This is a genomic window from Neorhizobium sp. PAMB6630, from assembly GCF_058242775.1.
The window spans coordinates 937,958-954,948 of sequence record NZ_JBZAYV010000002.1 but is presented as its reverse complement, the minus strand read 5'-3'; the positions used below and the strand labels follow the sequence as shown (position 1 = coordinate 954,948).

General features: G+C 59.6%; 17 protein-coding genes and 1 riboswitch. Of the genes, 6 read left to right on the top strand and 11 right to left on the bottom strand.

Annotation, left to right across the window (positions count from 1 at the left end; genetic code table 11):
• The first annotated feature begins 31 nt into the window (after positions 1-31).
• The 4 genes from AC4CWF_RS23135 to arsH are packed head-to-tail and all read left to right on the top strand — an operon-like array spanning position 32 to position 2,749.
• Positions 32-559 (top strand): arsenate reductase ArsC, encoded by a 528-nt coding sequence (locus tag AC4CWF_RS23135; protein ID WP_491285878.1) that lies wholly within the window; start codon positions 32-34, stop codon positions 557-559.
• A complete protein-coding gene (arsB, locus tag AC4CWF_RS23130) occupies positions 559-1,617 on the top strand; it encodes an ACR3 family arsenite efflux transporter (protein ID WP_491285877.1) in 1,059 nt (352 codons plus the stop codon). The genes AC4CWF_RS23135 and arsB overlap by 1 nt, the downstream gene beginning before the upstream one ends.
• 3 nt (positions 1,618-1,620) lie before the next feature.
• Positions 1,621-2,046 (top strand): arsenate reductase (glutaredoxin), encoded by a 426-nt coding sequence (gene arsC / locus AC4CWF_RS23125; protein ID WP_491285876.1) that lies wholly within the window; start codon positions 1,621-1,623, stop codon positions 2,044-2,046.
• The gene (arsH, locus tag AC4CWF_RS23120) at positions 2,021-2,749 is read left to right on the top strand and encodes an arsenical resistance protein ArsH (protein ID WP_491285875.1); all 729 of its coding nucleotides are present in this window, start codon (positions 2,021-2,023) and stop codon (positions 2,747-2,749) included. Before arsC ends, arsH begins: the two co-directional genes overlap by 26 nt.
• Before the next feature lie 4 nt (positions 2,750-2,753).
• Here the strand turns inward: arsH and arsK are convergent, their stop codons facing one another.
• Entirely contained in the window at positions 2,754-3,962 is a 1,209-nt protein-coding gene (gene arsK, locus AC4CWF_RS23115; protein WP_491285874.1) for an arsenite efflux MFS transporter ArsK, read from the bottom strand.
• Positions 3,955-4,326 (bottom strand): ArsR/SmtB family transcription factor, encoded by a 372-nt coding sequence (locus AC4CWF_RS23110; protein WP_491285873.1) that lies wholly within the window; start codon positions 4,324-4,326, stop codon positions 3,955-3,957. The genes arsK and AC4CWF_RS23110 overlap by 8 nt, the downstream gene beginning before the upstream one ends.
• Positions 4,327-4,368: 42 nt before the next feature.
• Here AC4CWF_RS23110 and AC4CWF_RS23105 point away from each other — a divergent pair, with 42 nt between their 5' ends.
• Positions 4,369-4,884, top strand: a complete 516-nt coding sequence (locus AC4CWF_RS23105; RefSeq protein ID WP_491285872.1) for a DUF6428 family protein — start codon at positions 4,369-4,371, stop codon at positions 4,882-4,884.
• Positions 4,885-5,068: 184 nt separating this feature from the next.
• On the opposite strand, the gene AC4CWF_RS23100 is transcribed toward AC4CWF_RS23105, so the two are convergent.
• The gene (locus AC4CWF_RS23100; protein ID WP_491285871.1) at positions 5,069-6,886 is read right to left on the bottom strand and encodes a voltage-gated chloride channel family protein; all 1,818 of its coding nucleotides are present in this window, start codon (positions 6,884-6,886) and stop codon (positions 5,069-5,071) included.
• 89 nt (positions 6,887-6,975) lie between these two features.
• A riboswitch (Fluoride riboswitch) is annotated at positions 6,976-7,052 on the bottom strand.
• Between the two features lie 101 nt (positions 7,053-7,153).
• Positions 7,154-7,825 (bottom strand): TetR family transcriptional regulator C-terminal domain-containing protein, encoded by a 672-nt coding sequence (locus AC4CWF_RS23095; RefSeq protein ID WP_491285869.1) that lies wholly within the window; start codon positions 7,823-7,825, stop codon positions 7,154-7,156.
• Positions 7,826-8,036: 211 nt separating this feature from the next.
• Here AC4CWF_RS23095 and AC4CWF_RS23090 point away from each other — a divergent pair, with 211 nt between their 5' ends.
• A complete protein-coding gene (locus AC4CWF_RS23090; RefSeq protein ID WP_491285868.1) occupies positions 8,037-9,338 on the top strand; it encodes an amidohydrolase family protein in 1,302 nt (433 codons plus the stop codon).
• Positions 9,339-9,356: 18 nt separating this feature from the next.
• Here AC4CWF_RS23090 and AC4CWF_RS23085 read toward each other — a convergent pair whose 3' ends face one another.
• The 7 genes from AC4CWF_RS23085 to AC4CWF_RS23055 form a co-directional block, all read right to left on the bottom strand.
• Entirely contained in the window at positions 9,357-9,779 is a 423-nt protein-coding gene (locus AC4CWF_RS23085) for a VOC family protein (protein WP_491285867.1), read from the bottom strand.
• 17 nt (positions 9,780-9,796) lie between these two features.
• Positions 9,797-11,137, bottom strand: a complete 1,341-nt coding sequence (locus tag AC4CWF_RS23080) for a thymidine phosphorylase (protein WP_491285866.1) — start codon at positions 11,135-11,137, stop codon at positions 9,797-9,799.
• 10 nt (positions 11,138-11,147) lie between these two features.
• Entirely contained in the window at positions 11,148-12,671 is a 1,524-nt protein-coding gene (locus AC4CWF_RS23075) for an amidohydrolase family protein (protein WP_491285865.1), read from the bottom strand.
• Between the two features lie 8 nt (positions 12,672-12,679).
• Positions 12,680-13,495 carry an ABC transporter permease gene (locus AC4CWF_RS23070; protein WP_491285864.1) on the bottom strand — a complete coding sequence of 272 codons (816 nt, stop codon included), beginning with the start codon at positions 13,493-13,495 and terminating at the stop codon, positions 12,680-12,682.
• The gene (locus tag AC4CWF_RS23065; RefSeq protein WP_491285863.1) at positions 13,495-14,421 is read right to left on the bottom strand and encodes an ABC transporter permease; all 927 of its coding nucleotides are present in this window, start codon (positions 14,419-14,421) and stop codon (positions 13,495-13,497) included. Before AC4CWF_RS23065 ends, AC4CWF_RS23070 begins: the two co-directional genes overlap by 1 nt.
• On the bottom strand, positions 14,418-15,506 hold the full coding sequence (locus AC4CWF_RS23060) for an ABC transporter ATP-binding protein (protein WP_491285862.1): 1,089 nt from the start codon (positions 15,504-15,506) through the stop codon (positions 14,418-14,420). The genes AC4CWF_RS23065 and AC4CWF_RS23060 overlap by 4 nt, the downstream gene beginning before the upstream one ends.
• 69 nt (positions 15,507-15,575) lie before the next feature.
• On the bottom strand, positions 15,576-16,751 hold the full coding sequence (locus tag AC4CWF_RS23055; protein ID WP_491285861.1) for an ABC transporter substrate-binding protein: 1,176 nt from the start codon (positions 16,749-16,751) through the stop codon (positions 15,576-15,578).
• Between the last annotated feature and the right edge of the window lie 240 nt (positions 16,752-16,991).

Here is a 16,991-nt window from a genome sequence, read left to right as displayed (position 1 = left end):
CCGACCGCCAACCTAACCACGGATCACGGACATGACCGAAAAGACCTATAACGTGCTCTTCCTGTGCACGGGCAATTCCGCACGTTCCATTCTCGCCGAAGCGATCCTCAATAAGGAAGGTGGCGGTCGTTTTGCGGCTTATTCCGCCGGAAGTCATCCGAAGGGCGAAGTCAATCCGTACGCGCTGAAGGAACTGGCAGCCCTTGGCTACCCGTCAACAGGTTTCTCATCCAAGAGCTGGGACGTGTTTGCTGAGCCGGATGCGCCACAGATGGATTTCATCTTCACCGTATGTGACAGCGCAGCAGGCGAAGCCTGCCCCGTCTGGATCGGACATCCGATGACAGCCCATTGGGGTGTCGAGGATCCGGCGGCCGTCACCGGGTCGCAAGCCGAAATCCAGCGCGCGTTTGCGCAGGCGGCGCGGTTCCTCAAAAACCGGATCACGGCATTCCTCAGTCTCCCGCTCGCATCGATCGATCGCCTGGCGCTTGAAACACGGCTGCGGCAGATCGGGACGATGGAGGGAACCACCAACGCCCAAGGGAAGTCCTCCTGATGTCCACGTTCGAACGATATCTCACCGTCTGGGTTGCACTGTGCATCGTGGTCGGCATTGCGCTCGGTCATTTCATTCCCGGCGCTTTTCATGTCATCGGTGCGGCAGAGATCGCCAAGGTCAACATCCCCGTTGCCGTCCTCATCTGGTTGATGATCATACCGATGCTCATCAAGATCGACTTCCGCTCGATGGCTCAGGTCGGCAGCTACTGGCGCGGTATCGGCGTCACCCTGTTCATCAACTGGGCGGTGAAGCCTTTTTCGATGGCGCTTCTTGGATGGCTGTTCATCGGCTGGCTGTTCAGGCCGTATCTGCCGGCCGACCAGATCGATTCCTATATCGCCGGTCTGATCATCCTTGCAGCAGCCCCTTGTACCGCCATGGTGTTCGTCTGGTCCAACCTGACCCGGGGCGAGCCCTTGTTCACCCTCTCCCAGGTGGCACTCAACGATGCCATCATGATCATTGCCTTTGCGCCAATCGTTGGATTGCTTCTGGGCCTGTCCGCCATCACCGTTCCATGGGACACGCTGACCATCTCGGTTGGTCTTTATATCGTGGTCCCGGTCATGATCGCTCAAGTCCTGCGCAGCAGGCTCATCGCCGGCGGCACCACGGCAAAGTTGGACCACCTGCTGGAAAAGCTTCAGCCGCTCTCGCTTGTGGCGTTGCTCGCAACCCTCGTGCTGCTCTTTGGCTTCCAGGGTGAGCAGATCATTGCCCAGCCAATCATTATCGCGCTTCTGGCCGTCCCGATCCTGATCCAGGTCTATTTCAACTCCGGGCTTGCCTATATCCTCAACCGCATGTCGGGCGAGCGCCATTGCGTCGCCGGGCCGTCGGCACTGATTGGCGCCAGCAACTTCTTCGAACTTGCCGTCGCGGCCGCGATCAGCCTCTTCGGCTTTCAATCGGGTGCAGCACTCGCCACCGTCGTTGGCGTTCTGATCGAGGTGCCGGTCATGCTCTCGGTCGTCTGGATCGTGAACCGCTCAAAGGGTTGGTACGAGTCATCCCCCGCCGTTTCCCGCAACGCAATTTCTGAAAGGACCTAGATCATGGATGTCACGATCTATCACAACCCGGCGTGCGGCACCTCGCGCAACACGCTGGAACTCATTCAGCACGCAGGCATCCAACCGACCGTGATCGAATATCTGAAAACCCCGCCTGGCCGGGAACAGCTTGCAAGGATGATCTCGGATGCCGGCCTGTCGGTGCGCGCCGCCATCCGCGAGAAGGGCACGCCTTATGTCGAGCTTGGCCTCGACAATCCGGAACTGAGCGACGACCAGCTTCTCGATGCGATGATCGAGACGCCGATCCTGATCAACCGGCCTTTCGTCGTCACCCCGATGGGGACGCGGTTGTCGCGTCCCTCTGAGGTCGTCCTCGACATATTGCCGGCGGATGCCTTCAAGGGTCCGTTCAGCAAGGAAGACGGCGAAAAGATCCTCGATGAGGAGGGCAAGCGCATTGTCTGATAGATCTCCCGCCTTGCAGGACCAGCATCTGCGTGAAACAGACCTCGACGCCCTGCGTCCCGCTTTCTCGACACACAAACCCAAAATCCTGGTCCTTTACGGGTCGCTCCGCGAGGTCTCGTACAGCCGGTTGCTGGCTTTTGAGGTAAGGCGTTTGCTTGAACGGCTGGGATGCGAGGTGCAGATTTTCGACCCGAAGGGCCTGCCGCTTCCCGACGAGGCCCCCGTCAGTCATCCAAAGGTGCAGGAACTGCGCGCGGCTTCGGAATGGTCGGAAGGTCAGGTCTGGATCAGCCCCGAACGGCACGGCGCCATGACCGGCATCTTGAAATCGCAGATCGACTGGATACCCTTGTCGATCGGCTCCGTGCGACCGACACAGGGCAAGACGCTGGCGGTCATGGAAGTGTCCGGCGGCAGCCAGTCGTTCAACGCTGTCAACCAGATGCGGATTCTGGGGCGCTGGATGCGGATGATCACCATTCCCAACCAGTCCTCGGTTGCCAAGGCCTTTCAGGAATTCGACGCCGATGGCCGGATGAAACCATCCTCCTATTACGACCGGGTGGTCGATGTGTGCGAGGAACTGGTGAAGTTCACGCTCCTGACCCGCGATGCCTCGACCTATCTGACAGAGCGCTACAGCGAACGCAAGGAACAGGCGAGTAAGCTTGAGGAGCGTGTTTCGCTGAAATCGATCTGACGGATCAGCCGGTCGCGGCGGCGGGTTGTCGAGCCGCCGTCGCCACCGCGACGAATGCGGCAATGCTGACCATTCCCAGCGAGGCATTGGCGACAAGCGCGAAACTCAGGCCGATTTTTTCCATGGCTGCTGCAAAAATGAACGGCGCGCCGGCGCCGACTGCCAGCCGGGCGGCCGCCATTTTGCCCGTGATCGCACCATAACCGTCCGACCCGAACAGATAGAGCGGCAGGCTGCCCTGCGCGATGCTGTTGATGCCGGAGCCCAGCCCAAGGCAGATCGCGAACGCGACGGCTCCTGGAAGGCTGTTGCCGCTTGCCAGCAGGATCAGAACGCCTGATACGATCAAGACTGCGGAGAGAACGGCCAGCGCTGGTGGCGACATGTTCTTGCCGAACACCATGTTGATGAGACGGCTGAGCACCTGTGCGGGACCAAAAAGCGACCCGATGACCACAGCTGCTGCACCAAGCCCGATCGATCCGAGCATCGGCACCATATGGGCAAGGATTGCCGCAAGCGTGAAGCCCAGCAGTGCGAATGCGATTGAGACGAGGATCATTCCCCGGCGTCTGGCATGCGGCGCGATGGCGCCGACGACCGTTTCGCGCGGGCGGATGGCCGCATCGCCATTTGCTGCCGTTTTCCCGACACGCATGATCCAGTAGTGGAGCGGCATGCAGAGGAACAGGTTCAGGCCTGCGAAGACGAGATAGATCTCGCGCCAGGACAGATATCCGGAAAGTGTTGCCGAGATGGGCCAGAAGATCGTCGACGCAAAGCCGCCGATGAGCGTCAGATACGTGATGCTGCGGGACGCAGATCGGGGATCACTCTCGACAAGGGCCGCGAACGCCGCCTGATACTGCACCATTCCAGAGGATATCTCCAAGAGGACGATGGCAACGGCAAAGATCGCGATGGACGGTGACCATGCGCAGAGCGCCAGTGTCAGAGCGGCAAGCACCGAGCCGATCGTCATGATGGTTGCGGCGCCGATCCTGTCCATCTGTCTGCCGATATAGCTGGCGGAGAGGCCGCCAATGAACAGGGAGGCAGAAAACACCCCGAACACCTCAGCAAGCGTCAGATCGAGATCCTTCGCCATACCCGGCGCGAGGATGCTGAAGCTGTAATAGAGGGTTCCGTATCCGATGATCTGTGTCAGGCCGAGGGCGGAGACAATCCCCGCAGGTACATGGGTTTTATGCAATGACGGAGCCCTCGGGAGATGATGTGTCAGGAGAACAGCATGCTGTTCCGGAGCGCTCGACAGTCTCGCGAATGGCCGGATGCCCGGAGCAGCAATCGTCCATCAGGAATTTTACCAGGTCCGCCAGCGCGTCATAACTGGCACTGTACATAATCGACCGCGACAGCCGTCTCTGGCTGATCAGACCTGACCGTTCCAGTTCCTTGAGGTGGAACGAGACATTCGTGGGCGAGACGCCCATGCGTTCCGCGATGACGCCGGCGGCAAGGCCGTCATGGCCCGCAACCACAAGGGCGCGCACGATGGCGAGGCGGGTTTCCTGGGACAGTGCGGCAAAGGACGTTAGAGCTTGACGGTCGTCCATAATTCAATAATCCTTGAATAATTGCATTATGGAGTAGCCCAGATGAACGCAATCGACAAGTCAGTTTCTGCCGACATCACCCTTGGCCATCTACTCGACACTCTCGCGCTTACGCCCGAGGCGCCCCTGGTGTTTTTCTACGGCGGGCAAGCCGTGAAGGCAGGCTATCACGTGACAGAGGTCAAGGCGGGCCGGTTCTCCGCACTTGACTGTGGGGCCAATCCAGAAGCCTGGTCGGAAATGTTCATCCAGCTTTGGGATATCGATGAGGATGGAAGGAGCCACATGCCGGCGAGCAAGTTTTGCGCCATCATTTGCAAGGTGTCCGACCATGTGCGTCTGGACCCGTCTGCCAGGCTGACATTCGAGGTCAGCGATGGAAAACAACCGATGTCGCTCTATTGCGCCTCATCGCCGCGCTTGAACGCGGGCGTGTTTGAGGTGGCTCTGGACGCTCGGCCGTCGAGCTGCAAGCCGAGAGATCGCTGGCTCGTGGACAATCCTGCGCCGCAAAGCGCGTGCTGCAGCCCAACGGCTGGTAAAAAATGTTGCGCATGAAACTCGTGTGAGGAGAGGCAATCCTTCACAAGGTCATTGTCCGCCTTGATGCAGGATTGCGTGGTCGAGAGTGGCTTTCATGCCCATGCTGCCGGGGCGGCAGCTCCCGTGTCGACGGCGTGTCGGAAAGCACCACAGATCCCTGCGTCGTGAAAAACGATCAGATAGACGAGGATCGCCTCCTTCAGGATGTCGCAACTTTGCGTGCGTCTGCCGCCGCCACGTCGTGATGGACAACATCCCACTGTTCCAGGTGCTTGTAGACGATTACCTTGTGTTTCAGGAGCGCACCATGGGTCAGGCAGAATTCCTCAAGCTGGTCGCGCGGCGCAATCATCTCGACGCACATTGTCAGATCCGGGTTGGGGATTTCGAAACCCTCGTCCTGAAGCGTGCCGCTGTTGGAATAACCGAAATGCGTATGGTGCGCGACAGCGTTCATGATGCCGGCCGATTTCGCCTGCAGGACGAGTTCCCGGTAGAGCAGTCTGGAGCCGAACCAGGAGCCTGTGCCGGGCGTCTTCTCACGCGGCTTCATGTAGATGCGGACCATGCCGATTTCGGTTGAATGCAGCGTGTGTTGCGTCACGATGATGGGCCTTTGGTTGAGCGTTGCGGTGGTGGCGATCGCGCGGAGACGGCCCCTGCCGACGAGATCGCCGATGGTGTGCGCCTGCATGTCACGCATATGTCTGACGGAGATATTGAGGGGGATGTCGTTGGCGGCGGCGGTCTTCGGAACGCCGACGCGCTGCGACAGATAGATGCTCGAATGGCCGCTGCACAGATAGGCGACGAAGCAGGCGACGGCGAGGTAGACCGAATGGGTGGCCCCGAACAGTTCGATACCCATGATCATGCAGGCGAGGGGCGTGTTGGTCGCACCGGCGAAGACGGCGACAAAACCGAGTGCCGCAAAAAGATCGACCGGAGCGCCGAGAAGACCGGCCAGTGCGCTTCCCAGCCCCGCGCCGATGAAAAACAGCGGCGTGACCTCACCACCCTTGAAGCCGGCGCTGAGCGTCACGATCGTGAACAACCCCTTCCAGGCCCAGCTCCAGTAATCGACGTGATCTGGGCGGAAAAAGCCAAGCAGTGTTGCATCGTCGGGGTTGGGCGACCAGACGCCAAGGCCGAGATATTCCCGCGTACCAAGCAGGTAGACGAGCACCAGCAACAGGGCGCTGGCAAGCACCGGACGCAGCGGTGCATACGGCAGGAGCGCCTTGTAGGCGCTCGATGCCAGGTGGGAAAGCTCGGCGAAGACATGCGCTGCCAGCCCAAACGCCACACCGGCAATAACGACCTTCAGCAAAAGGAGCGCATCGAGGTAAAAGCCAACCGCTTCCCCGACGCCGCCGAGATAGGCGATGGCATACTGGGTATGGTGGATCCCCCAGGCATGGCAGGTCCAGTCGGCAACAACGGCGGCCAGCAAGGCGGGCAACAGGGCCTCATACTGCATCCGGCCGATGGTCAGGACTTCCAAAGCGAAGATAGCTCCGGCGATGGGCGTTCCAAACACCGCGCCGAAGCCTGCCGCAATGCCGGCCATCAGCACGATGCGCACATCGCCCGGCGTCAGCTTGAACATCCTGCCGAAGGCGCTGGCCAGACTGCCGCCGAGTTGGACGGCGGTTCCTTCGCGGCCGGCCGAGCCGCCGACCAGATGCGTCAAAACAGTGGAGACCAGAATGAACGGCGCCATGCGCAGCGGCACCCCGCCGCCCGGCTCATGGATCTGGTCGACAATGAGATTGTTGCCACCTTCGGCCGATCTGCCGAACTTCTGGTAAGCCCAGACCATGACAAAGCCTGCGACCGGCATGCCGTAGATCAGCCAGGGAAACGCGAAGCGGAGCGTGGTGGCTCTCTCCAGGCTCCACAGAAACAGGGCGACGAGGGACCCGACCGCCATCGCCATGGGCACGACGATCACGATCCATTTTCCGAGACTGCGAAACTGCTGGAAACGAAGGCCAAAAACGGATGCGAGCGTCATGAGTGCGACGCTCCGTCAACCATACCGATAAGATTGGAGGGGGGTAAAAGCGAAATTCCGGGCACGACTCTACTCCTTCGCGTGATGCGCGTTGAGTAGGAGTCATCGGCTTCATCCAGGAAGCGGTTCGGCGTAATGCCCGGCAGAATCCATTACCGTCTTTTTCGAATATCTCCGGTCAGTTCAACAAGTCAATGCTTCTTCCCGAGCAAATCTGGCGCGTCTCATCACAGTTTCGAGCGAAACGAAGCGGAAGACGCCTCTGGGTCAGCATGAGCCGCCCACTGGGATGACGCCGCTGACGATGGAACTCACGATTGTATCCACTGCACTGTCGTAGTCTTGCTCGGATAGGGAATTGCGGTGAAGCGCGTCGCAGGCGAGTGGTTCGAAATCGCTGTAGAACTGTGTGGCTCCCCAGAGCATGATAAAGAAATGCCTGGCGTCGATTTTTCTCATCCGCCCTTCCTGCATCCACTGGTCGAGAACCGCCACGTATCTATCGGTCGCTGCACGCATATGGGCGCGATCTTTTTTGCTCAGGAAGCGGGCACCCTGGATGATCTCGCTTGCGAAAAGTCGCGATTCCCGGGGATTTTCACGCGCATACACAAGCTTGGCCCTGACGTATTGACGCAGCGCATCCGCGGGGTCCTGGTCGATACGCAGCTTTGACAGAGCATCATCCCAACCCGCAATCAGGTTTGTGATTATCGTCGAATAGATATCCTCCTTCGAGGAAAAATAATAATAGATGTTGGCCTTCGGCAAATTCGCCAATTCGGCGATCTCGGCAATTCTGGCGCCGTCGAAACCCTTGCGGGAAAACACATCTGTGGCAACGTCTAGGATGATCCTGATATTGCGGGCGCGGATCTTCTCGTCGAGTTTCTCCGTTGTCCGGGCCATGATCCATCCTTTCGCGGCGGCATCTGCCACGTGTGTTCATTTTGCAGCCGTATAAACGAATTGCCCTGCCCGAGGTAGGCGCGGACAGTTGCATTTCCACAAGCCGAAGCCATCTAAAATTTGACGACCTGGTCAGGTTAAAGCTAGTCTGGTGCCATAACAACGACCGTATCCGGCCAAGGAAATCGGCAAACGATGCTCAGTCTGGGGAGCGGCACCACCACCATGTCCGGAGCAACCAATGACCTTCGATCTACTCGTCAAGAATGCCAATCTGCCCGATGACCGAACTGGCATCGATATTGCGATGTCCGGTGGCAAGATCGTCGCGGTCGAAGCCGGGATTACCGCTGAGGCGGGCCGCGTGATCGATGCCGGTGGCAAGCTTGTGACCGCACCTTTCATCGACATCCATTTTCATATGGACGCAACGCTGTCGCTTGGAACACCGCGCCTCAACCGCTCGGGCACGCTGCTCGAAGGCATTCAGCTGTGGGGAGAGCTTAAGCCGCTCCTGACGAAGGACTCCGTCATCGAACGTGCGCTGCGGTACTGTGATCTTGCCGTATCCCAGGGCCTGCTGGCTGTCCGCAGCCATGTTGATGTCTGCGATGACCGGCTGACCGGGGTCGAGGCGCTGCTTGAGGTTCGCGACCTCGTGAAGGACTATCTCGATCTGCAGCTTGTCGCTTTTCCGCAGGACGGCTTTTATCGCTCGCCGACAGCGGGCACCAATCTCACGCGGGCGCTCGACATGGGCGTCGACGTGGTCGGTGGCATTCCGCATTTCGAGCGGACGATGGAAGACGGCCGGCTGTCGGTAAAGGCGCTTTGTGAAATCGCCGCCGCACGTGGGCTGATGGTCGATCTGCATTGCGATGAGACCGATGATCCGATGTCGCGACATATCGAGACGCTCGCCTATGAAACCCAGCGCCTCGGGCTGAAAGGCCGGGTGGCGGGATCGCACCTGACCTCCATGCATTCGATGGACAATTATTATGTCTCGAAGCTCTTGCCGCTTATCGCCGAGGCGGAAATCCATTGCGTGCCGAATCCGCTCGCCAATATCGTACTGCAAGGTCGGCACGATACCTATCCGAAGCGGCGCGGGATGATGCGGGTGCCCGAACTGATGGCGCTCGGTGTCAATGTCGCGTTCGGCCAAGATAGCTGTATGGATCCCTGGTATTCCTTCGGCAGCGCCGACATGCTGGAAGTCGCCCATATGGCGGTCCATACCGGCCAAATGACCAGTCGCGATGCGGTTGCGGCCTGCTTCAGGGCAATCACCGAAAACCCGGCAAAGACCTTTGGTCTCGACGGCTACGGCATAGGGGTTGGCTGTAATGCCGATCTGGTGCTGCTTGAGGCGCGCGACACGGTCGAAGCGGTGCGGATGAAAGCCAACCGCCTTGCCGTCATCCGCCGGGGCAGGGTGATTGCCGAAACCGCACCGCGCACCACAACGCTTTCACTCGAAGGCCGGCCGGCAACGATCGAGCCCTGGCGTTACGCACCGGTCGAAGCCGGCGCCAGGTAAGATAGGGACGGGGGGTTTTTAGAAATTCCCCACCGAGCCGTCCTCCCTCCACGCGTAGATTTCCCAAAGCTCGTCGTCAGGGCCGATGAAATAGGCACCCCGTGCGTTCCAGGCATAGTCTGCGGGCGCGCCATAAAAGGGCACGCCCTTGTCCTTGAGTTCGGTATAGGCGGCATCCACCGCATCCGGCGACCCCACGCGGACGGCGATACAGGCCTTGTGCGGCCCTTCCGCCTTGGCATTGGAGACGCCGGTATTGTCGCTCAGGTGATCGATTTCCCAGCAGGCGAGCGTCAGGCCGGCGCCGTTGAATTCAACAAAACCCTCGGCCTGCCGATTGATCTCGAAACCGAGTTTTCCGGTATAGAACTCGATCGAGCGCTGGATGTCTCTAACGAGGATGCAGATATCGGTGATTGCGTGTTCCTGGGCAAAGGCCATCGTTCTCTCAACCCTTCTTAAACGCGTGTGGAAATGCGGCCGGTGATGACCGGCCGGCGCTCCGGTTTTGAGAGGCCAATGGTGATTGCCGCGGTGATCGCTGCAGCCGCGGTGTCGAAGTCGGCCTGAGAGCGGCAATGCAGGATGCAGAGAGGTTCGCCTTGCGAAATCGCATCGCCGATATGGACCATTCCGCTCAGGCCCACATCGTGGTCGAGAAGGTCGCTCGCCAGTTTTCGGCCGGCGCCAAGGCCCACCATGGCGATGCCAATCGCATAGGCATCCACTTTCTCAACGAAACCGGTGGCCGGTGAGGCAAGCGGCGCGATGATGGGCGCAGGAGGGAAATAGGCTTCGGGGTTTGCGACAAGATCTTCCGGGCCGCCGAGCGACATTACCATGCGCTGGAAACGGTCGAGCGCCGATCCATCGGCAAGGCGCACTTCAGCCATAACGGTTGCTTCATCCTTCGAGGCCGCGAGCCCCGCCATCACCAGGATTTCGGCAGAAATTTCGAGTGCCAGCAGCCGTATCCGGCTTTCCTGCTTTGTCCCGGACAGGAAATCGATGACCTCGCGCAGCTGAAGGCGGCTGCCGATCGCATCGCCCATGACCTCGTCCATCTCGACGATCGGAGCGACCATGGGCAGGCCGGCGATACGGGCAACAGCGATCAGGCTGTGTGTCAAAGCTTCCGCTTCCGCATAGGTCGGCATGAAGGCGCCGGAGCCATAATTGACGCTCATGACGAGGCCGGAAACGCCGGCCGCGAGTTTCTTCGACAGGATCGAGGCGGTGATCAGCGGGATCGATTCCACCGACGCGGTGACATCGCGCACGTAATAGATTGCGGCATCCGCCGGTGCGAGCCGTGGCGTCGGGCCGATGATGGCAGCGCCGGCGCACACAACCGCCTGGCGAAACATGTCCGTCGTGGGGGCGACCGCCACACCCGGCATCGCTTCCATCAGATCGACCTCGCCGCCGGTATGGCCGAGCCCGCGGGCTGAAATCATCGGCATCGACACGCCGCAGGCGGCCACGAGTGGCGCCACGATCAGGCTGACACTTTCGTCACCGGTGCCGCCCGTCGAGTGTTTCTCGATAATGGTTTCTGGCGCGATACCGCTTCCCGACCAGTCCACCACGTCGCCGGAATCGCGCATGGCGAGCGTCAGGGCGGCCGTTTCCTGCGTCGTCATGCCGTTGAGGAAACAGGCCATGGTGAAAGCCCCGATCTGGGCCTCTGAAACCTCGCCGGCCCCGATGCCCTCGACGAAGCGGCGGATATCCTTATCGGACAGAGTTTCGTGATTGCGCTTGGCACGGATGACCTGTGCCGGAAGAAAGAGGCTCATGCCGGCGTCCTCAATGATTGGCGCCGCGCCACAGCGGCAGGTCACCCTGATAGCGGTTCATGCCGATGTCCATGATCGTCGCGCGACGATACATTTCCCGCATATAGGGCTCGAACCGGGCATTCAGCCTTTCGAGTTCGGCGTGTTCGGACATATAGGCGGGCAGGAGTTCGCGCAGTTCGGCAAAAACGGCCTTTTCATCGACGGTCAGCAGCTTGGCGTCCTCCACGACGATCTTGCCATTGACCACGACCATTTTGATGTTCGAACCGTTCTCGCAATAGACAAGGTGATGGTCGAGCCGGTTCATCGGCATGTAGTCGTAACCGGAGATGTCCAGCATGATGAGATCGGCGCGCTTGCCGATCTCCAGCGAGCCCGTGACCTCGTCAAGCATCGCGGTGCGCGCGCCCTCGATCGTTGCGGCACGCAGCACTTCTGCCGCCTTCATCCAGCCGTCGGTCTCTGGGCCTGCCACATCGTGGAGCAATGCCGCGAACCGCATCACGTCAAAGATCCGGGCGGTGTCGTTGCTGGAAAGCCCATCCGTGCCAAGGCCCACATGGACGCCGGCATCAAGCAGGCGACGGATTGGTGCGATGCCGGAGCCGAGCTTCAGGTTGGAGACGGCATTGTGGGCAACCGAACAGCCGGCTGCCCCCATCAGCGCCATGTCGTCGTCGCTGACCCAGATGGAGTGGGCGATGGTGGTGTTTGGCGTCAGCAACCCAAGGTCATGCATATAGCGGATGAGGCTCTTGCAGTAGAATTCGGGGCCGGTCACCGCCTGTGTCTTCGTCTCCAGCACATGGGTGTGATAGGGCACACCTCTATCCTGCGCCAGCGTCACGCATGCCTGCATCATCTCCACCGAGCAGCGCTGCGGTGCGGAAGCCGAGACCATGAAACCGAGCCGTGCGGCGCGACCGTGCTCTGAGGCAAAGACGTCCTTGCAATAGGCCATGTAGTCAGCCGTGGTGATCGAGGGGCCTTCGACTTCGGCTTGCAGGGCGACCGGCATGATCTCCCTGAGATAAGGCATGGTATCGAAGACATGTTTGTCGATCACGCAATGGGAGACGTTGGCGCGGATGCCCGCATCCTCATAGGCATCGTAGACGCGCTTGAGGCGACTAAGATCGAAGCCGGGTGGATCGAAGAAATCGTCGACCAGCGTCGTCACGCCGGATTTCAGGGATTCCATCGCCGTCAGCAGGCTGCGCAGGTAGAGCAGGCGTTCCGGGATCGGTCCCTTCATCAGGATCGGATAGGAGTAGAGCATCCAGACCTCGAGGGGCGTGCCCTGATAACGCCCCTTGAAGAAGGTTTCCGAGGAATGCAGGTGGGCGTTGACGAGGCCGGGCATGACAAGCTTGCCGGACGCATCAATCACACGCGTATCGGCGGGCAGGGGAAGATCCGCGCCGATCGCCGAAATCCGGTCGCCTTCAACGAGAAGATCGCCGGTGAACGGCGTGGCGCCATGGGTCTTGTCCATGGCAAGCAGGGTGGCGTTCCGGAAAAGCAGGTGCATGGGATACTCTATGATTGTTTTTCCGGCTTGCCGATCAGAAGCGGCAGCAAGACCAGTTCGAGGCCGATGAGAACGAGGCAGGAAATGCCGAAAACGATGGTGCCGATAGCATTGAGCGACGGATCAATGGCGGCGACGAGAACCGAGTAGATCGCGACGGGCAAGGTCGGCTGAAAGCCCGAAACGAACCAGGCGATGATGAATTCGTCGAAGGAAAAGGTGAAGGCGAGCAACCAGGCGCCGAATATGCCGGGCATGGCAAAGGGGAGCACGACTTTCACGACGGTCTGCCATTCGGTCGCCCCAAGATCCCAGGCTGCTTCCTCCAGCGAGGCTGGCATCTGCGCCAGACGCAACTGGATAATGGCCAGCGCCGGCGCTGTGATCAGAACGACATGGGTGAGGAAGACGGCAAACAGCGTGCCCGAGAGGTGAATACGGGCCAGGAGCCCGAGGAAACCAACGCCCAGAATGAGCGGCGGGATCAGGATCGGCAGCGTCACCAGCGCCAGAAAGGTTGTTTTGCCGCGGAAGGTGAAGCGGTTGAAGGCGTAAGCTGCGAAGAACGCGATCGCTGTCGCCACGGTTGCGGCTGCCGGCGAAACGATCATCGTATTGCCGAGCGCATTCAGGAGCGTGCCATCGGAAAACAGCTTGTCATACCATTGCAGCGTGAAACCCTGCAGCGGAAAGCCGGGAAAGCGGTTCTTCTGCAAGGAGAAAAGCACCAGGACCGCGAGCGGCAGGAACATGAAGGCATAGGCGATGCCGAGCCACAGCCGTCCGAAAAAAATCCACGGATTGCCTTTGGAGACTGTGGCCATCAGCTTGTCCTGCGCCTTGCCCGATCCGCGGCCACGAAACCGGCAGCGAGCGCCAGAACCATGACGACGATCAGGATGGTTGCCAGCGCCGAGGTGCGCGGCAGATTGGTGGAGCTTGAATAATCCGACATGATCATCGAGGCATAGGTCGGCAACTTGCCGATGATCGAGGTGCCGGCGCCGCCGCCGAGCAGGTTGCCGGAAAGCGCATCGCCCAGCGAGACGATAACGGCAAAGCTTGCGGCGGTCATCAGCCCGAAACGCGACAATGGCAGGATGACCCGGGTAAAGGCCTGCCAGCGTGTGCAGCCAAGCTCGCGCGCCGCCTCGATCAGCACCCGGTCGATGGCGAGGATGCTGACATAGAGGATGACAATGAGGATCGGCGCCAGATAGTGGATGAGGCCGATGCGGGTGGCGATCTGGGTATAGATGAGGTCGATCCGGTAGTCGGAAAGCCCGAACTGTTTCAGCACCGAGTTGATGACGCCGTTGCGGGAAAGGATCGTCTGCCAGGAGTAGAGCCGCAACACATAACTTGACCAGAAGGGCGCAATCGCAATCAGCAGTGCCAGCCGCTGCCAGCGGGCTGGCACGGCAAAGGCGATCGACAGCGCCACCATGTAGGACAGGATGGTCGCAAAGAATGCAGTGGTGATCGCCACCCAGAGTGACTGGATCAGCGCCAGCCCGTAACGCGATTTCGAGAAGAAGCTTGCGAAAATGTCCGCGTAGTTATTCAGCGAAAAATCGGGAACGGACTGAAAATTTTCGACGCGCCAGAAGCCGATCCAGAGCAGGAAGATCAGCGGCAGCAGGAAAAGAACCGTGAGCCAGATGGCCAGCGGCGCCAGGAACCAGATCTTGAGCGGGCTGTCATTTGGCGTTCTCATGGGCTTTGCGGCGGATGTCTCGACTGTCGTCATGCGGCCCCCCGGATCAGTGCAGCATGTGCCGGCGAGAACCAGACGGTTGCCGGCTGGTTGATTTCGAGCGGCAGGACCTGCGGCAGCGTCATCTTCACTTCGCTCCCGTCCACGAGATCGAGTAGGTAGATGTTGTGTGATCCGGCATACTCGCGGCCGCGCACCGTTGCTTCCAGCCGGTTTTCACCGGCGACGCCTGTCGGCGCCGGCTTGAGCTTGTCGGCCTGGACCACAACGAAGACGCCGGTGCCGACCGGCGGCGGATCATCGGTAGAAACCTCGACCTGGCCATGGGCACAATGGACGATGGCCTTGTCGTGTCCGATTTCCTGGATGCGGCCGGGAAACAGATTATTTGTGCCGACGAAGCGGGCGACGAATTCCGTCTTCGGCCGGGCATACATGTCTTCAGGTGCATCGATCTGTTCGATGTGACCCTTGTTCATCACCACCACGCGGTCGGCCATTGAAAAGGCTTCGACCTGATTGTGGGTGACATAGATGAAGGCCATGCCGAGCTGCTTCTGGATGCGGCGTAGCTCCCCCTGCATGCGGATTCTCAGGTGAGCGTCGAGCGCGGAAAGCGGTTCGTCGAGCAGCAGAATGTCCGGCTCGGTCACCAGCGCGCGGGCCAGCGCCACACGCTGCTTCTGGCCGCCGGAAAGCTGGCTGATCTTACGGCCCATGAGATCGGAAAGGCCGACAAGGTCGGCCATGGCCTTCACCTTGCCGGCGACGATTGCCTTGTCGTGCGCCTTCAAGGTCAGGCCGAAGGCTATATTGCCGGCGACGTCGAGATGCGGAAAGAGCGCGTAATTCTGCCAGACGAGACGGGTTGAGCGCAAATTGACGGGGACATCCGAGACATCCTTGCCACGAATATAAAGTTGACCGGATGAGGCGGTCTCGAGACCGGCAAGAATGCGCAGAAGGGTCGTCTTGCCGCAGCCGGAAGGTCCCATGATGGCCACGAATTCACCGCGGCCGACCTTGAGATTGATGCTGTCGACGGCCGTGAAGCTATCGAAGTTCTTGGTGATCGACAGGAGTTCGAGATCATGAGGTGAAGGTGCGGCAGATGTCATGGAACGTCCCGGAAACGAGGAGATGGCGTCCCGCGCTGTGCGGGACGCTGGAGCTTGGCAAAAGACCGATCAGGCCGTCTTGAACTCGTTGAACATGTCGATCCATGCCTGTTCCGGCTGGTTGGCCGGCAGGCCGCGCGGCATGGAGCGGTCGATCAGCGTCTCGACCAGCATCTTGCCGGGGTTGGCGGGGTCCGGAACATAGGAGAGAAGCTTCTTCTGGTCGTCGTCCCAATAATCGACGATCTTCATGTTCGGGCCGCGCGCCTTGAACGCCTTGGTATAAACGAGCTTCGACTGGACTTTTGGCGAGGTCATGTACTTGACCCATTCCATGGCCAGATCCTTGTTCTTCGAAGCCGAGCATACGCAGGCGACTTCCTGCCAGCGTATGCCGCCCTGCTTGGGAATGGTCGAGGAGAAGTTGTCGTAGCCGGCAAGCTTCAGGTCGATATCTAGGTCGCCGGTCGGCGAGGCAAAAATGTCGCCGGCAAGCATCGCCTGTGCGATCGGCTGGTTGGATGAGCCGAACATGCCGATCTGGGGGCGTAGCTTGGTCAGGAACTCCTTGACCTTCTTCAACTGATCGTCGTTGATCGCGTAAGGCGTCTGGTTGCCCGGATTGACGGCAAGGCTCGCATTGCCGAGGTTCGGCAGGTACCAGTCGAACATGCCGATCTTGCCGGCATATTTCTTGTCCAGCAGCGAGTTCCAGTCCTGAGCCTGCTCAGCCGACATCTCGTCGGTATTGTAGGAAATGCCGTAGAACGAGAAGCGTGTCGGAATGCCATAGACCGTGCCGGCCGTCTCTCCCTTGGTGGGGGCAAAATCGCGGAATTTCGGGTGGTAATTGGCAAGTTCTGCAAAGCCGTCAGTCTTGTAGGCCTCGATTGCCTTGTTCGCCTTCAGCTTCTGGACATATTCGGCATCAGAAATGATCGCGTCGAAAGTGCCGGGCGCGGTCTGGGCGAAGAACTGCAGCATCTGCTCGCCGCCGATATAGATCTTGAACTCTACCTTGGTCTTGTGGAGATCCTCGAACTCGGCGATCACGTCTTTTTCTTCGTAACCCGGCCAGCAAAGAACGCGCAGCGGTTCAGCCGCATGGGCCTGGCGAGAGAATATGGTGAAATTTCCGAAACTTGCGGTTGCCGCCCCTGCGGCGACACTTCCCAAAAGCGAGCGACGCGAGATCTGGTGTGACTGTGACGACGTGTCTTTTGGCAACTGAGGCTTGTTGGTCATGACGTTCCCCTGATGGCAGTTTTTGCACCGCATAAATTAATGCAAGGTCCATGCCATCAAGTATCCATATGATATTATTGTTCTTATTCTAAATCGCGTCAAAATACTCCGGTGAGAGCAGATCAAAAGCTGACCATTTGGTCAAAAAATGATCGATCGGTCTGACATGCGATGAAGGCGCTGATCATGGAGCAGTGTGGGACGGCGCCGATCCCTTGAAGACAAAGGTGGCTTTCGTCT

Coding starts and splice junctions, on each gene's coding strand:
- AC4CWF_RS23135 (WP_491285878.1), top strand. CDS start 32: ATGACCGAAAAGACCTATAACGTGCTCTTCCTGTGCACGGGCAATTCC.
- arsB (WP_491285877.1), top strand. CDS start 559: ATGTCCACGTTCGAACGATATCTCACCGTCTGGGTTGCACTGTGCATC.
- arsC (WP_491285876.1), top strand. CDS start 1,621: ATGGATGTCACGATCTATCACAACCCGGCGTGCGGCACCTCGCGCAAC.
- arsH (WP_491285875.1), top strand. CDS start 2,021: ATGAGGAGGGCAAGCGCATTGTCTGATAGATCTCCCGCCTTGCAGGAC.
- AC4CWF_RS23110 (WP_491285873.1), bottom strand. CDS start 4,326: ATGGACGACCGTCAAGCTCTAACGTCCTTTGCCGCACTGTCCCAGGAA.
- AC4CWF_RS23105 (WP_491285872.1), top strand. CDS start 4,369: ATGAACGCAATCGACAAGTCAGTTTCTGCCGACATCACCCTTGGCCAT.
- AC4CWF_RS23100 (WP_491285871.1), bottom strand. CDS start 6,886: ATGACGCTCGCATCCGTTTTTGGCCTTCGTTTCCAGCAGTTTCGCAGT.
- AC4CWF_RS23090 (WP_491285868.1), top strand. CDS start 8,037: ATGACCTTCGATCTACTCGTCAAGAATGCCAATCTGCCCGATGACCGA.
- AC4CWF_RS23085 (WP_491285867.1), bottom strand. CDS start 9,779: ATGGCCTTTGCCCAGGAACACGCAATCACCGATATCTGCATCCTCGTT.
- AC4CWF_RS23080 (WP_491285866.1), bottom strand. CDS start 11,137: ATGAGCCTCTTTCTTCCGGCACAGGTCATCCGTGCCAAGCGCAATCAC.
- AC4CWF_RS23075 (WP_491285865.1), bottom strand. CDS start 12,671: ATGCACCTGCTTTTCCGGAACGCCACCCTGCTTGCCATGGACAAGACC.
- AC4CWF_RS23070 (WP_491285864.1), bottom strand. CDS start 13,495: ATGGCCACAGTCTCCAAAGGCAATCCGTGGATTTTTTTCGGACGGCTG.
- AC4CWF_RS23065 (WP_491285863.1), bottom strand. CDS start 14,421: ATGACGACAGTCGAGACATCCGCCGCAAAGCCCATGAGAACGCCAAAT.
- AC4CWF_RS23060 (WP_491285862.1), bottom strand. CDS start 15,506: ATGACATCTGCCGCACCTTCACCTCATGATCTCGAACTCCTGTCGATC.
- AC4CWF_RS23055 (WP_491285861.1), bottom strand. CDS start 16,751: ATGACCAACAAGCCTCAGTTGCCAAAAGACACGTCGTCACAGTCACAC.